Origin of the sequence: Streptomyces tatrensis (assembly GCF_049310065.1) — a bacterium.
Classification (GTDB): Bacteria; Actinomycetota; Actinomycetes; order Streptomycetales; family Streptomycetaceae; genus Streptomyces.
The window spans coordinates 2,435,107-2,450,426 of the sequence record NZ_JBMDLB010000011.1; the positions used below are offsets into that span (position 1 = coordinate 2,435,107).

Below are 15,320 nucleotides of genomic sequence, written 5' to 3' on the forward strand. Positions count from 1 at the left end.
TCCGGGGCGCAGCCCCGGTTTCGGGAAGGGGCGGGGTGGGGGGAGCCCCGCGCAGCGGCGTTCGTACCCGCACCACAAGACTCCGAACTACCGACAACAAGGCGGCAGCACATGGGTATGACGACTCCCCAGGTCGTCGTCCACCGGGACAAGGAGCTGATGGCCCAGGCCGCGGCCGCCCGGCTGATCACGAAGATCGTGGACGCACAGGCCGCCCGCGGCACCGCGTCCGTGGTCCTCACCGGCGGCCGCAACGGCAACGGCCTGCTCGCCGCGCTGGCCGCGGCCCCGGCCCGGGACGCCATCGACTGGTCGCGCATCGACCTGTGGTGGGGCGACGAGCGCTACGTGCCCGCCGACGACCCCGAGCGCAACCACGTCCAGGCCCGTGAGGCCCTGCTGGACTCCGTCCCGGTGGACCCCGCGCGGGTCCACGCCATGCCCGCCTCCGACGGCCCGTACGGGGTCGACGTGGACGCGGCGGCCGCCGCCTACGCGGCGGAGCTCCGGGAGGCCTCCAGCCCCGAGGACCACGGCCCGGTCCCCCGCTTCGACGTCCTGATGCTGGGCGTGGGCCCCGACACGCACGTGGCCTCCCTGTTCCCCGAGCACCCCGCGTCCCGCGAGGCCGAGCGCACGGTCGTCGGCGTCCACGGCGCGCCCAAGCCGCCGCCGACCCGGATCTCCCTCACCCTCCCGGCGATCCGGGCGGCCCGCGAGGTCTGGCTCCTGGCGGCCGGCGAGGACAAGGCGGGCGCGGTGGCGATCGCCCTGGGCGGCGCGGGCGGGGTCCAGGCCCCGGCTGCCGAGGCCCGCGGCAGCTCGCGCACCCTGTGGCTCCTGGACCGCGCGGCGGCGGCGAAGCTCCCCACCGACATGTACCCGCCGGCCTCCGCCTGATCCCGTACGCGAAGGGGCCCGCTCTCCGACCGGAGAGCGGGCCCCTTTTTGCGCATCAGGCCGACCGGACGGTCAGCGGCCCCGCAGCGAGCGGTACGTGGACACCAGCGCGCGCGTGGACGCGTCCAGGCCCGGCACCTCCGCACCTTCGGTGAGCGCCGGCTCGACCCGCTTGGCCAGCACCTTCCCGAGCTCCACGCCCCACTGGTCGAAGGAGTCGATGTTCCACACCGCGCCCTGGACGAACACCTTGTGCTCGTAGAGCGCGATCAACTGGCCCAGTACGGCAGGAGTCAGCTCGGCCGCCAGGATCGTCGTCGTCGGGTGGTTGCCCGCGAAGGTCTTGTGCGGGACCAGCGGTTCGGCGACGCCCTCCGCCCGCACCTCGTCCGCGGTCTTGCCGAAGGCCAGCGCCTGCGTCTGCGCGAAGAAGTTCGCCATCAGCAGGTCGTGCTGGGCCGCCAGCGCCGGGGAGAGTTCGCCCACCGGCCGTGCGAAGCCGATGAAGTCCGCCGGGATCACCCGGGTGCCCTGGTGGATCAACTGGTAGTAGGCGTGCTGGCCGTTGGTGCCGGGCGTGCCCCACACCACCGGGCCGGTCTGCCAGTCCACCGGGTTGCCCTCGCGGTCCACCGACTTGCCGTTGGACTCCATGTCCAGCTGCTGCAAGTACGCGGTGAACCGGGAGAGGTAGTGGCTGTACGGGAGCACCGCGTGCGACTGGGCGTCGAAGAACGCCCCGTACCAGATCCCCAACAGGCCCAGCAGCAGCGGGGCGTTCTCCTCGGCGGGTGCCGTGCGGAAGTGCTCGTCCATGGTGTGGAATCCGCCGAGCAGTTCCCGGAAGGCGTCCGGGCCGATCGCGATCATCAGGGACAGCCCGATCGCGGAGTCGAAGGAGTAGCGTCCGCCGACCCAGTCCCAGAACTCGAACATGTTGGCCGTGTCGATGCCGAACGCGGAGACCTTCTCCTCGTTGGTGGAGAGCGCCACGAAGTGCCGTGCCACGGCGGCCTGGTCGCCTCCCACGCCCGCGAGCAGCCATTCCCGCGCCGAGGTGGCGTTGGTGATGGTCTCGATCGTCGTGAAGGTCTTCGAGGCGATGATGAAGAGCGTCTCGTGCGGGTCCAGGTCGCGCACGGCCTCGTGCAGGTCCGCGCCGTCCACGTTGGACACGAAACGGACCGTCAGGCCCCGGTCGGAGAAGGCGCGCAGCGCCTCGTACGCCATCGCCGGACCGAGGTCGGAGCCGCCGATGCCGATGTTGACGACGTTCTTGATGCGCTTGCCGGTGGAGCCGGTCCACTCCCCCGACCGGATGCGGCCCGCGAAGGCCGCCATCTTGTCGAGGACCGCGTGGACGCCGGGTACGACGTTCTCCCCGTCCACTTCGACGACCGCGTCGGCCGGTGCGCGCAACGCGGTGTGCAGGACCGCCCGGTCCTCGGTCGTGTTGATCTTCTCGCCGCGGAACATGGCCTCGCGCAGCTCGGCCACGCCTGTCGCCGCGGCCAGTTCGCGCAGCAGCGTCAGCGTCTCGTCGGTCACGAGGTGCTTCGAGTAGTCGATGTGCAGGTCTGCGACCCGCAGGGTGTAGCCGGCGCCCCGGCCCGGATCCGTCTCGAACAGCTCCCGCAGATGCGTCTGCCCCAACTCGTCCCGGTGCTTGCCGAGTGCGTGCCACTCCGGCGTCCGGTTGAGCCTCGTACGGCCCTCCCGTCGCCCACCACCACCCTCGCTTGACGCGCTTCGCGCGGCGGCCTGGTTTGCGTTCATCTCGGACATCAACCCACTTCCTGTCCTGTCGTGCCCCGCCGGTTCCAACCTAAGGGATGGGAAGCGCACAACCGACACAAAGCGGCCCGGCCCGCAGGAGGGAAGACTCCTGCGGGCCGGGCCGTATGTCACTTCGGTCGTTCGGTGGGGACGCGTCAGATCTCGCCGCGCAGCTTGGCGAGCGCCTCGGCGAGGATCGCCTCGCCGTCGGCGTCCGTGCGCCGCTCCCGTACGTACGCCAGGTGCGTCTTGTACGGCTCGGTGCGCGGCGGCGCGGGCGGGTTGTCCCGGTCCTGGCCGGCCGGGAACCCGCAGCGCGGGCAGTCCCAGGTATCCGGCACCTGCGCGTCGCTGGCGAAGCTCGGCTGCGTCTCGTGCCCGTTCGAGCACCAGAAGGAGATGCGCAGGCGGGGCGCGGACTCGCCGCGCTCGGCCTCACCCATCGGCCCCGCTCCGACCCGACTACCACGGATCGCGTTGCCACTTGCCACGGTCGTAACTCCCTGCGTGATGGTGCCGCGAAACGTGAGTGGATTCCGTCGCGGGCGCCCAAGTCTACGTAAGGCGGGCGCCCGTCAAGGAGTGGAGTTACCCATTCCAGACAAGAACGCCGGACCTCATGATAGGCCGGGGGGAGCCGACCGGACGGCCGGAATGGCCAGAACGGTTCAGCTGCCGGTCTTCATGAGCAGACCGAGCGCGACGATGCAGGCGAACCAGAGCAGACCGACCACGACGGTGATGCGGTCGAGGTTGCGCTCCGCGACCGAGGAGCCGCCGACCGACGACTGCATACCGCCGCCGAACATGTCGGAAAGACCGCCGCCCTTGCCCTTGTGCATCAGCACGAGCAGCATCAGCAGGGCGCTGAAGACGACCAAGGCGATCTCGAACCCCAAAATCACGGCTGATTCCTACTTTCTGGGCTTACTGGCTTTCCGGCTTTCCCGTATTGCCGATAACGAGCACGGGGGCCAGCGGCTGGTTCAGCCTGCTGGCCCCCGCAAGGGTACGACGGATCCGCCCTACCGCATACTCACGATGAACGTCACTGGTCGCGGAACCGGACGATCTTCACGAACTCGTCCGCGTCCAGCGCCGCGCCGCCGATCAGGGCGCCGTCGACGTCGGGCTGGGCCATGATCGCGGCGATGTTGCCGGACTTGACCGAGCCGCCGTACTGGATGCGGACCTTGTCGGCCAGCTCCTGCGAGTACAGCTCCGCGAGACGGCCGCGGATCGCGCCGCAGACCTCCTGCGCGTCCTCGGGGGTGGCGACCTCGCCGGTCCCGATCGCCCAGACGGGCTCGTACGCGATCACGATGGACTCGACCTGCTCGGCCGGGATGTCCTTGAGGCCGCCGTCGAGCTGCTTCAGCGTGTACTCGACCTGCTGGCCGGCCTTGCGGATGTCCAGGCCCTCGCCGACGCACAGGATCGGCGTGATCCCGTGCTTGTAGGCGGCCTTGACCTTGGCGTTGCAGATCTCGTCGCTCTCGCTGTGGTACTGGCGGCGCTCGCTGTGGCCGACGGCCACGAACGTGCACTTCAGCTTCGAGAGCATCGGGCCGGAGATCTCGCCGGTGTAGGCGCCGGAGTCGTGGGCCGAGATGTCCTGGGCGCCGTACTTGATCTTCAGCTTGTCGCCGTCGACCAGGGTCTGGACCGAACGGAGGTCGACGAAGGGCGGCAGGACCGCGACCTCGACGAAGTCGTAGTCCTTGTCGGCCAGGGCGAAGGCGAGCTTCTGGACGTGGGCGATGGCCTCGAGGTGGTTGAGGTTCATCTTCCAGTTGCCCGCCATCAGCGGGGTACGGCCGGCGGTGTTCTCAGTCATCAGGGTTCAGACCTCCAGTGCGGCGAGGCCGGGGAGCGTCTTGCCCTCGAGGTACTCGAGGGAGGCGCCGCCACCGGTCGAAATGTGGCCGAAAGCGTTCTCGTCGAAGCCGAGCGTGCGCACGGCGGCGGCCGAGTCGCCACCGCCGACGACGGTGAAGGCGCTGCTGTCGACGAGGGCCTGCGCGATGGCGCTGGTGCCGCCGGCGTAGTCGGGGTGCTCGAAGACGCCCACGGGACCGTTCCAGAAGACGGTCTCGGCGTCGGCGATCTTCGAGGCGTACAGCTCGCGGGTCCTGGGACCGATGTCCAGACCCTCCTGGTCGGCGGGGATCTTGTCCGCGTCGACGGTGATGAAGTCCGCCGGGGCCTTGGTCTTCAGGTCCGGGAAGTCCTTGGAGGCGAGGATGTCGACGGGGAGGACCAGCTCGACACCGTTCTTCTCGGCGCGCTCCATGTACTCCTTGACGACGTCCTCCTGGTCCTTCTGGAGCAGAGAGATGCCGACCTCGTAGCCCTTGGCGTAGAGGAAGGTGTACGCCATGCCGCCGCCGATGAGCAGGCGGTCGGCCTTGCCGAGCAGCTCGTCGATGACGGCGAGCTTGTCGGAGACCTTGGCGCCGCCGAGGATGACCACGTACGGGCGCTTGACCTCGGCGGTCAGCTTCTTCAGGACGCCGACCTCGGTGGCGATGAGGTAGCCGGCCGCGTGCGGGAGGCGCGCGGGGAGGTCGAAGACCGAGGCGTGCTTGCGGTGGACAGCGCCGAAGCCGTCGCCGACGTAGATGTCGGCCAGCTCGGCGAGCTGGTCCGCGAAGGCGCCGCGCTCGGCGTCGTCCTTCGCGGTCTCACCGGCGTTGAAGCGCAGGTTCTCGATGACGGCGACCTGGCCGTCGGCGAGGGCCGCGACGGTCTCCTTGGCGGAGGGGCCGACGGTGTCCGTGGCGAACGCGACGTCCGTACCGAGCAGCTCGCCGAGGCGGGCGGCGGCGGGCGCCAGCGAGAAGGCCGGGTCCGGGGCGCCCTTGGGGCGGCCCAGGTGCGAGGCCACGACCACGCGGGCGCCGGCCTCGGCGAGCTTCGCGATGGTGGGCTGCACGGCGCGGATGCGGCCGTCGTCGGTGATTTCACCGTTCGAGAGCGGCACGTTCAGGTCGGCGCGTACGAAGACACGCTTGCCGGACACGCCCTCGGCGAGAAGTTCGTCGATCGTCTTCATGCTGTTTTCTACTCCTTTTCCCAGCCCAGGACTTTACCCGTGCGGGACGAGAGGGGTACGAGGCAAGCAACAGGGCCCGTACAGCGCTTCATCGCGCTGCCCGAGCCCCGGTGCTCACATCGTGGTGCCTGCCTTGGTGCTTAGAGCTGACCGCCGACGAACACGGTCAGGTCGACGAGGCGGTTGGAGTAGCCCCACTCGTTGTCGTACCAGCCGATGACCTTGACGCTCTTGCCCTGGACCATCGTCAGGGAGGAGTCGAAGGTGCAGGAGTACGGCCAGTTCACGATGTCGGAAGAGACGATCGCGTCCTCGGTGTAGTCCAGGATGCCCTTGAGCTGGCCCTGAGAGGCCTTCTGGAAGGCCGAGTTGACCTCGTCCTTGGTGACTTCGCGCTCGAGCTCGATGACGAGGTCGGTCACGGAACCGGTGGGGACCGGGACGCGCATCGCGATGCCGTCGAGCTTGCCCGCCAGCTCCGGGATCACCAGCGCGGTGGCCTTGGCGGCACCGGTGGTGGTCGGGATGATGTTCTCGGCGGCAGCGCGCGCCCGGCGCAGGTCCGAGTGCGGGAAGTCCAGGATGCGCTGGTCGTTCGTGTACGCGTGGACCGTCGTCATCATGCCCTTGACGATGCCGAAGTTCTCCAGGAGGACCTTGGCCATCGGCGCCACGCAGTTGGTGGTGCAGGAGGCGTTGGAGATGACGTGGTGGTTGGCCGCGTCGTACTTCTCCTGGTTGACGCCCATCACGATCGTGATGTCCTCGTCCTTGGCCGGAGCCGAGATGAGGACCTTCTTCGCGCCGGCCGCGATGTGCTTGGCGGCGTCGGCCTTCTTGGTGAAGATGCCGGTCGACTCGATGACGATGTCGGCACCCAGCTCGCCCCAGGGGAGGTTCGCGGGGTCGCGCTCGGCAAAGGTCTTGAAGGTGTTGCCACCGACGGTGATGGTGTCGTCGGTGTGGCTGACCTCGGCCTTGAGACGGCCCAGGATCGTGTCGTACTTGAGGAGGTGAACCAGGGTTGCGTTGTCAGTCAGGTCGTTGACACCGACGATCTCGATGTCCGCTCCCTGCTCCAGGAGCGCCCGGAAGTAGTTGCGGCCAATTCGGCCAAAACCATTGATGCCTACGCGGATCGTCACGAACCGATCTCCTCGTTGGTGCGCCGGCCTGTCCGCCAGCGAGCTGTATGGGATGTCCCCGACCGCTTACGACACTACCTCTCCGTGAGCTTCGGAGTGACATCGACCATCCTGTGACACGCCCCGAAGCCCCGCACTCCAAGACGAGTACGGGACCTCGGGGACTTTGTGCCCGGTCACTCACGGTGAGCCCGGTCGGGGGCTCTGATCAGTGGTTCAGCGAGCGGAGCGCCTTACCGACGAGTACGGCGCGGTCGGCCGCGGCCGGCACGTGTTCCAGGCCGAAGCCCAGGAGCACGGTGTCACGCGTAGTGACGGAGGCGTAGGACTTGAACAGCTCGCCCGACCGGGACCAATCGCCCGGAACATCAGGGCTTCCGGCAGGTGCACCCTGGGCGGTCCAGACACCGAACGAGGACTCGAAGCCCTCGACCGCCTGGTCGGCGCCGCCGATCGAGACGCGGGCCTCGTCCGCGAAGACTCCGCGGCCGCCCGAGCCCGGGTCGGTGATGTAGGCGAGGGAGACCTCGACGGTCTTGCCCGCGTACGCGCTCAGGTCGAAGGAGACCTGCTTCCAGCCGCCGGAGGAGGCGGTGAAGGAGTTCCAGGTGCCGCTGGTGCCCTGCGGGGTGCAGCCCCCGGCGTCGAGGGTGAGGTAGCGGCGCAGGAACGGGTGGCCGTTGATGAAGAACCCGGCCCCGCACTCCTCGGGAACGGTGGTGGTGGTCAGGCCGCCCAGCTCGGGCAGCGTGGTCCAGTCGTCGCCGCCCGCGGTACGGGACTCCAGGACCGCGTGGTCGTAGCCCTCCTCGGTGTTCCAGTTGAGCGCCATCTTGAGCTTCGGCTGGTCGGCCGCGGTGACCCCGGTGAGGTCGATGGTGCGGGTGAGGCGCTTCCAGTCGTCGTCGGCGTGCGTGGCCGAGGCCATCGACGCGCCGGCGTACGGGGCGTACGGGTTCACGACTCCGGCGTACTGGCCCGCCTGCGCGCTCTTGAACTGCGGGAACTGCGCCACGGGCAGCGTGTCGGAGGTGACCGTGTAGGAGCCCGGGCGGTCGAGCGGGTTGCCCGTGGCGTTACCGAGGGCGCCATTGGCCCCGGTCAGGGAGCCCGCGCCGGTGAAGCCGGTGGGGCCGGTGACCCCGGAGCGGCCGTAGGCGCCGAGGAAGTACTGGCTGAAGTCGTTGGTCACGGCGCGGCCGACCTGGGCGTTGCCGCCCGCCAGCTCGCCGGCCTCGATCAGCTTGCCGCCCTCGTTGAGGTAGTCGCGTACCGCCAGCTGCGTGTCGCCGCCCGGGGACTTGGCCCCGGTGTAGTGGACGGCCGTACGGAAGTGGGAGAGGGCTCCGAGGTGGTGCGGGGCACCCTGGACGGCCACGTCCCAGACCGCCGCGCTCTTGCCGTTGGCGCGCAGGGCGTCGACGTAGGACTGCGCGTGCTGCGCCGGGGCGCCTTCCTCGGCGATCACCAGCACGTCGGCGCGGGGCCGCGAGGCCACCGTGTACGTGAAGTGCTCGCTGGAGACCTGCTTGCCGCGGTCGCGGCCGGTGAACCAGACCTCGACCTTGTCGCCGGGCTTGGCACCCTCGACCTCGGCGCGGTACTCGTCGAACCAGTTGTTGTCCTCGCCGCCGTAGACCTCACCGCCCTTCCAGGCCTCGAGGTCCTCGTCGTGGGTGCGGCCCCCGTTGATCCGATAGTTGAGTTCCTTGTCCTTCAGCGCCTTGCGGGCCGTGACGGCGACCTCCTGGTCCTCGCCGCGGGCGGCGTAGGAGGTGGTGAAGGGGTCGAGGGTGAAGTCCGCGGCGGTCAGGCCCAGGGAGGACTTCGGCTGGTCCGGACGCTCGGCGCTCTCGCCCACGGAGAGCGCGAAGTCGATGTTCTTGGCGAACTCGGCCTGGATGAGCTTCTCGTCGTCCGGGAAGTTGAAGCCGGAGGCGCAGTCCTCGGGCTTCCACTGGTCGTCCGGGTCGATCGCGGAGGCCGTCTGGCAGGTGGTCATCTCCGGCGTGAACATCATCATGCCGTTGGCGTTGGCGGCATGGCCGTCGGCCTCGCCGTTGGTGGTGTAGAGCTCGGAGGAGACCTGCGGGTAGTAGCCGGGGACCGCCGGGTTCTCCGGGGTGCCGGCGAGCGCCTTGTAGGCGACGTCGTCGGGGGTGGGGGTGGCCACCTGCCAGCCCACGCCGTACAGGATCAGTTCGGCCGCGGAGTGGTAGTTGATGCCGTAGTCGAAGCCGATGCGCTTCTGGAACCCGTCGAGGGCTACGGTCTCGGGCTCCGAGGAGGCCTTGGCGCCGCGGTAGGTCTCGCTCGACTCGTTGGGCGAGGAGCCCTCGTTGTCGTAGCCCCACTTGTAGGTGAAGTTGCGGTTGAGGTCGACGCCGTCGCCCGCGGTGATCTTGCCGTCGGCGTTGTTGTCGCGCAGGTTCTTGCGCCACAGCCGCTGGCCGTCGGGGGCGAAGGTGTAGTCGTAGCCGTCGGGGTTGGCGGAGAGCAGGAACCACAGCTCGGTGGAGTCCACCAGCTTGGTGATCCGCTGGTCCTTGCCGTAGTTGTCGAGGGTGTGGTGCATCAGCCGCCGGGTCATCTCGGGGGTGATCCACTCACGGGCGTGCTGGTTCGACATGTAGAGCGTGGAGGGCTTGGCGCCGTCCCTGGACTTCTTGGCATCCTTAGCGACCTTCAGGGCGAGGATGTCCTTGCCCTGGACGGTCTTGCCGATGGAGACGACCTTGGTGAGGCCCGGGTTCTCCTGGGCGGTGCGCAGGATCTCCTCCTGGAGCCCGCCCTTGCCGCTGTACGGGCGGAAGACCCCGTCGCCGGCCGCCAGCGAGCGCGCCGCGGCCTTGGCCCCGACCTTGCGTTCGGCGAGCTTGATCCCCTTCGCCGCCAGTTCCTTGGCCTGTCCCCCGGTGAGGAAGAGCTCGACCTTGGCGGTCCCGGTCTCGGGGGCGCGTTCGGAGAGCTCGTGCGCGTCCTGGCCGGCCGCCAGGACCAGCGGGACCTGCTCCTTGGTGATGTCGGCGTCGTAGACCCGTACCTCGTCCGCGGCGGACGTGTCCGCCGGACCGGGCTGGGCCTGGGCCGCTGCTGGTAGTGCGGCGAGTGTGGTGCCGAAGACGAATGCGCTTGCGGCGAGGATCGATCTCGCGCGGTGCCTCATGTGCCCCCCTGGGCGTCGTCTGCCACGAAAGCCTCCGTCTGCCACGAAGGCTTCGGACGACAGGCTCACGACCAGTCCATGCTCATGTCAATGGGGCATACCGGAAAGGGGCCCGCACGAGTGATCGTGCGGGCCCCTTTCGGAGGTGTTTTCTCCGCTCAGCCGGCCATGTTGTCGGCCAGTTCCTCGCTGTCGCTGAGGTCGAGGTTCGACTCGGTGCCCGGGATGCCGAGGTCCTGGGCCCGCTTGTCGGCCATCGCCAGCAGGCGGCGGATCCGGCCCGCGACGGCGTCCTTGGTCAGCGGCGGGTCGGCGAGCGCGCCCAGCTCCTCCAAGGAGGCCTGCTTGTGCTCCATGCGCAGCCGGCCGGCCGCGGCGAGGTGCTCGGGGACCTCCTCGGCGAGGATCTCCAGGGCGCGCTGCACCCGGGCTCCGGCGGCCACCGCGGCCCGCGCCGAGCGGCGCAGGTTGGCGTCGTCGAAGTTGGCGAGGCGGTTCGCGGTGGCGCGCACCTCGCGCCGCATCCGCCGCTCCTCCCAGGCCAGCACCGAGTCGTGGGCGCCGAGCCGGGTCAGCAGGGCGCCGATGGCGTCCCCGTCCCGTACGACGACCCGGTCCACGCCGCGGACCTCACGGGCCTTCGCGGCGATGGAGAGCCGGCGGGCGGCGCCGACGAGGGCCAGGGCGGCCTCCGGACCGGGGCAGGTGACCTCCAGGGAGGAGGAGCGACCCGGCTCGGTCAGCGAGCCGTGGGCCAGGAAGGCCCCGCGCCAGGCCGCCTCGGCGTCACAGGTGGCCCCGGAGACCACCTGGGGGGGCAGACCCCGGATCGGACGGCCGCGGCCGTCCACGAGGCCGGTCTGGCGGGCCAGCTGGTCGCCGCCGGCGACCACGCGGACCACGTACCGGTTGCCCCGGCGCAAACCGCCCGGAGCCATGATCACCAGATCCGAGGAGTGTCCGAAGATCTCCAGAATGTCCTTGCGCAGGCGGCGGGCCGCGATCCCCGCGTCCAGTTCCGCCTCGATGACGATCCGGCCGCTCACCAGGTGCAACCCGCCCGCGAACCGAAGGATCGCCGAGACCTCCGCCTTCCTGCAGCAGGTGCGGGTGACAGGCAGGCGGGCGATCTCATCCTTCACCGCGGGCGTCATCGCCATGGGCCGATCCTTCCATGCATCCGAAAAATACGGTCGTACGCGGCGGCCAGCAGCTCCGGATCATGCTTCGGAGAGCCGTCCAGCCGGGCAACCGGCGCCAGCTCGACCGCGGCACCGAACCGTTTTGCGGCATCGGCGAGGGACTCGCGATCGGGCACGGCAGCCTGATCGGCCAGCACCACGTCCAGGGCGAGTTTAGGGGCGTGTCGGGCCAAAACCTCCAAATGACGCTGCGGAGAGAAGCCCTCTGTTTCGCCGGGTTGTGGTGCGAGGTTCAGCGAGAGCACCCTTCTGGCCTTGGTCTCGACCAGCGCGTCGAGCAATTCGGGCACCAGCAGGTGCGGAATCACCGACGAGAACCAGGACCCCGGACCGAGCACGACCCAGTCCGCGTCGAGCACCGCCGCGACCGCTTCCGGCACCGCCGGCGGGTCGCTCGGCACCACCTGTACGGAGAGCACCTCGCCGGGGGTCAGCGCCACGGTGGCCTGCCCCCGTACGGTGTCCACGTCCTCGGGGCGGGCCGGATCGTGGCCCTTGACCAGGGCCTGGAGCTCCAGCGGGACCGCCGACATCGGCAGCACCCGGCCCTGGGCCCCGAGCAGCCTGCCGACCAGGTCCAGGGCCTGGACGGGGTCGCCGAGCTGTTCCCACAGGGCGACGATCAGCAGGTTGCCGACGGCGTGCTCGTGCAGGTCGCCCTTGGACTGGAAGCGGTGCTGGATGACCCGCGACCAGGTCTGGCCCCAGTCGTCGTCACCGCACAGCGCGGCCAGCGCCTTGCGCAGGTCGCCGGGCGGCAGGACCCCGAGCTCCTCGCGCAGCCTGCCGCTGGAGCCGCCGTCGTCGGCGACGGTGACGACGGCGGTCAGCTCGCCCGTGATCCGGCGCAGGGCGGTCAGCGAGGCCGAGAGGCCCATGCCGCCGCCCAGCGCCACGACCTTGGGCGAGACCGCCTCGGGCGCCTCGCCCCGGCGCAGGCCCGTGCGGCCCGCCGGGTCCTCGCCCTTGCCGGTGGTGAGCCGGCGCAGGCGGCGGAGCCGCATGGTACGTCCGGTCACTCGCGCCCCATGTCCCTGTGGACGACGACGGTCTCGACTCCTTCGGAGGCGAGGCGGGCGGCGAGCTTCTCCGACATGGCGACGCTGCGGTGCTTGCCGCCGGTACAGCCGACCGCGATGGTCACGTACCGCTTGCCCTCGCGGCGGTAGCCGGTGGCGATGAGCTGGAGCAGCTCGGTGTAGCAGTCGAGGAACTCCTTGGCGCCGGGCTGGCTGAAGACGTAGCCCGACACCTCCTCGTTCAGGCCGGTGAACGGGCGCAGCTCCGGGACCCAGTGCGGGTTGGGGATGAAGCGGCAGTCGACGACGAGGTCGGCGTCGACGGGGAGCCCGTACTTGTAGCCGAAGGACATGACGGTGGCCCGCAGCTCGGGCTCCTCGTCGCCTGCGAACTGGGCGTCCATCTTGGCGCGCAGCTCGTGCACGTTCAGGCTGGAGGTGTCGATGACCAGGTCGGCGTCGCCGCGCAGCTCGCGCAGCAGGTCGCGCTCGGCGGCGATGCCGTCGACGATGCGCCCGTCGCCCTGGAGCGGGTGGGGGCGGCGGACCGACTCGAAGCGGCGGACGAGGGCGTCGTCCGAGGACTCCAGGAAGACGATCCGCCGGGTGACCCCGCGGGTCTCCAGGTCGGCGAGGGATTCGCGCAGCGCGTCGAAGAACTGGCGGCCGCGGACGTCGACGACGACGGCGATGCGCGCCACGTTGCCCTGCGAGCGGGCGCCGAGTTCCACCATGGTGGTGATCAGCGCGGGCGGGAGGTTGTCGACGACGAACCAGCCGAGGTCCTCCAGACACTTGGCCGCCGTACTGCGGCCGGCCCCGGACATACCGGAGATGATCACCAGCTCGGGGATGGCCGCCTCGGCGGTATCTCCGGGCTCCACTGTCGTGCCCGTACTCACCTGTGCTCCGTCTCGGTCGTACTCGGATGCGATGTCTGCGGTGCCACTTCCGGAATCCTGCTCGGATCCTCGGCCCTGGCGGGTCTCGTGCTCGGTCATTGCTCGGTCCCCCGATCGGATGCTGCTCCCGCGGACGCGGGGGTCTCATCCTCAATGATCTCCCCGGTCGCCGTATTGACGGCGGGACCGGCGGGAACCGCCTGGGCGAGGGCCACGGCCACGGTCTCGGCCGTCTTGCGGCCTATGCCCGGGACCTCGCAGATCTGGTCGATTGTCGCCTGTCTCAGCTTTTTCACCGAACCGAAGTGCTTGATCAGGGCCAGCCTGCGGCTCTCGCCGAGCCCGGGGACCTCGTCGAGGGGCCCGGCCTTCAGGCGTTTGCCCCGCTTGTTGCGCTGGTACTGGATGGCGAACCGGTGGGCTTCGTCACGGACCCGCTGGAGCAGGTACAGGCCCTCGCTGCTGCGGGGCAGCACCACCGGGTCGTCCTCCCCGGGCAGCCAGACCTCCTCCAGTCGCTTGGCGAGGCCGCACACGGCGACGTCGTCGATCCCCAGCTCCTCCAGGGCCCGCTTGGCGGCGGCCACCTGCGGCTGCCCGCCGTCGACCACGACGAGCTGCGGCGGGTACGCGAAGCGCCTGGGGCGCCCGTCGTCCTCGGGCTGCTGCCCGTCCTCGCCGTCCTCGGGGGACCACTCCCCCGTCTTCAGCTTCTCCTGGAGGTAGCGGCGGAAGCGCCGGGAGACCACCTCGTGCATGGAGCGGACGTCGTCCTGCCCCTCGAAGGACTTGATCTGGAAGCGCCGGTACTCGCCCTTGCGCGCCAGCCCGTCCTCGAAGACGACCATGGAGGCCACGACATCGTCGCCCTGCAGGTGGGAGATGTCGAAGCACTCGATGCGCAGCGGCGCGCCGTCGAGCTCCAGCGCCTCGGCGATCTCCTCCAGGGCCCGCGAGCGGGTGGTGAGGTCGGAGGCGCGCTTGGTCTTGTGCAGGGCGAGGGACTGCTGGGCGTTGCGGTGGACGGTCTCCATCAGCGCCTTCTTGTCCCCGCGCTGCGGGATGCGCAGGCTCACCTGCGAGCCGCGCCGCTCGGCGAGCCACTGGCTCAGGGCCGGGGTGTCCTCGGGCAGGGCGGGGACCAGCACCTCCTTGGGGACGGCCTCGCCCTTCTCCTCCCCGTACAGCTGCTGGAGGGCGTGCTCGACCAGCCCGGCGGTGTCGACGGCCTCGACCTTGTCGGTGACCCAGCCGCGCTGGCCCCGGACCCGGCCGCCGCGGACGTGGAAGATCTGCACGGCCGCTTCGAGCTCGTCCTCGGCGACCGCGAACAGGTCGGCGTCGGTGGCGTCGGCGAGCACGACCGCGTTCTTCTCCATCGCCCGGCGCAGGGCCCCTATGTCGTCGCGCAGCCGGGCGGCCTTCTCGTACTCCATGTCCTCCGCGGCCTCGTGCATCTGCTGTTCGAGGCGGGTGAGGTAGGTGCCGGTGCGGCCGGCCATGAAGTCGCAGAAGTCCTCGGCGAGTTCGCGGTGCTCCTCGGGGGTGACCCGGCCGACGCAGGGCGCGGAGCACTTGCCGATGTAGCCGAGCAGGCAGGGGCGGCCGATCTGGGCGGACCGCTTGAACACCCCGGCGGAGCAGGTGCGGACGGGGAAGACCCGGAGCATCAGGTCGACGGTCTCGCGGATGGCCCAGGCGTGCCCGTACGGGCCGAAGTAGCGCACGCCCTTCTTCTTGGGGCCGCGCATGACCTGGACCCGCGGGTAGTCCTCGTTCATGGTGACGGCGAGGGAGGGGTAGCTCTTGTCGTCCCGGTACTTGACGTTGAACCGGGGGGCGAACTCCTTGATCCAGGAGTATTCGAGCTGGAGCGCCTCGACCTCGGTGGAGACCACGGTCCACTCGACGGCGGCGGCCGTGGTGACCATGGTGGCGGTACGGGGGTGCAGCCCGGCGAGGTCCTGGAAGTAGCTGGCCAGCCGTTGGCGCAGGTTCTTGGCCTTCCCGACGTAGATCACCCGGCGGTGCTCGTCGCGGAACTTGTAGACCCCCGGGGAGTCGGGAATCTGCCCCGGCTCGGGGCGGTAGCTGGAAGGGTCGGCCATGCCAACCACCCTACTGTCGCCCGCCGACAAGCGGGCCTCGGCCCCGC

12 protein-coding genes are annotated in these 15,320 nt (G+C 70.0%); 1 reads left to right on the top strand and 11 read right to left on the bottom strand.

All coding sequences use genetic code 11. The features are described 5' to 3' along the window. The first annotated feature begins 117 nt into the window (after window positions 1–117). Window positions 118–900, top strand: a complete 783-nt coding sequence (gene pgl, locus ACODT5_RS26780; RefSeq protein WP_422521769.1) for a 6-phosphogluconolactonase — start codon at window positions 118–120, stop codon at window positions 898–900. 72 nt (window positions 901–972) lie between these two features. Here the strand turns inward: pgl and pgi are convergent, their stop codons facing one another. The 11 genes from pgi to uvrC form a co-directional block, all read right to left on the bottom strand. Then, a complete protein-coding gene (gene pgi, locus ACODT5_RS26785; protein ID WP_422525048.1) occupies window positions 973–2,676 on the bottom strand; it encodes a glucose-6-phosphate isomerase in 1,704 nt (567 codons plus the stop codon). A gap of 155 nt (window positions 2,677–2,831) precedes the next feature. Then, entirely contained in the window at window positions 2,832–3,167 is a 336-nt protein-coding gene (locus ACODT5_RS26790) for an RNA polymerase-binding protein RbpA (protein WP_007263454.1), read from the bottom strand. Between the two features lie 177 nt (window positions 3,168–3,344). Continuing rightward, the gene (gene secG / locus ACODT5_RS26795) at window positions 3,345–3,581 is read right to left on the bottom strand and encodes a preprotein translocase subunit SecG (RefSeq protein WP_385369804.1); all 237 of its coding nucleotides are present in this window, start codon (window positions 3,579–3,581) and stop codon (window positions 3,345–3,347) included. Window positions 3,582–3,724: 143 nt separating this feature from the next. Next, window positions 3,725–4,513, bottom strand: a complete 789-nt coding sequence (gene tpiA / locus ACODT5_RS26800) for a triose-phosphate isomerase (RefSeq protein WP_422521770.1) — start codon at window positions 4,511–4,513, stop codon at window positions 3,725–3,727. 6 nt (window positions 4,514–4,519) lie between these two features. Further along, window positions 4,520–5,731 (bottom strand): phosphoglycerate kinase, encoded by a 1,212-nt coding sequence (locus ACODT5_RS26805; protein ID WP_422521771.1) that lies wholly within the window; start codon window positions 5,729–5,731, stop codon window positions 4,520–4,522. Between the two features lie 140 nt (window positions 5,732–5,871). After that, window positions 5,872–6,876, bottom strand: a complete 1,005-nt coding sequence (gap, locus tag ACODT5_RS26810; protein WP_243338363.1) for a type I glyceraldehyde-3-phosphate dehydrogenase — start codon at window positions 6,874–6,876, stop codon at window positions 5,872–5,874. Window positions 6,877–7,084: 208 nt separating this feature from the next. Then, on the bottom strand, window positions 7,085–10,042 hold the full coding sequence (locus tag ACODT5_RS26815; protein ID WP_422521772.1) for a M14 family metallopeptidase: 2,958 nt from the start codon (window positions 10,040–10,042) through the stop codon (window positions 7,085–7,087). A 158-nt stretch (window positions 10,043–10,200) separates the two neighbouring features. Next, the gene (whiA, locus tag ACODT5_RS26820) at window positions 10,201–11,202 is read right to left on the bottom strand and encodes a DNA-binding protein WhiA (protein WP_112449750.1); all 1,002 of its coding nucleotides are present in this window, start codon (window positions 11,200–11,202) and stop codon (window positions 10,201–10,203) included. Next, a complete protein-coding gene (locus ACODT5_RS26825; protein ID WP_422521773.1) occupies window positions 11,193–12,263 on the bottom strand; it encodes a gluconeogenesis factor YvcK family protein in 1,071 nt (356 codons plus the stop codon). Before ACODT5_RS26825 ends, whiA begins: the two co-directional genes overlap by 10 nt. Next, window positions 12,260–13,264 (bottom strand): RNase adapter RapZ, encoded by a 1,005-nt coding sequence (rapZ, locus tag ACODT5_RS26830; RefSeq protein WP_422521774.1) that lies wholly within the window; start codon window positions 13,262–13,264, stop codon window positions 12,260–12,262. Before rapZ ends, ACODT5_RS26825 begins: the two co-directional genes overlap by 4 nt. Further along, window positions 13,261–15,273 carry an excinuclease ABC subunit UvrC gene (gene uvrC, locus ACODT5_RS26835; protein WP_422521775.1) on the bottom strand — a complete coding sequence of 671 codons (2,013 nt, stop codon included), beginning with the start codon at window positions 15,271–15,273 and terminating at the stop codon, window positions 13,261–13,263. The genes rapZ and uvrC overlap by 4 nt, the downstream gene beginning before the upstream one ends. Between the last annotated feature and the right edge of the window lie 47 nt (window positions 15,274–15,320).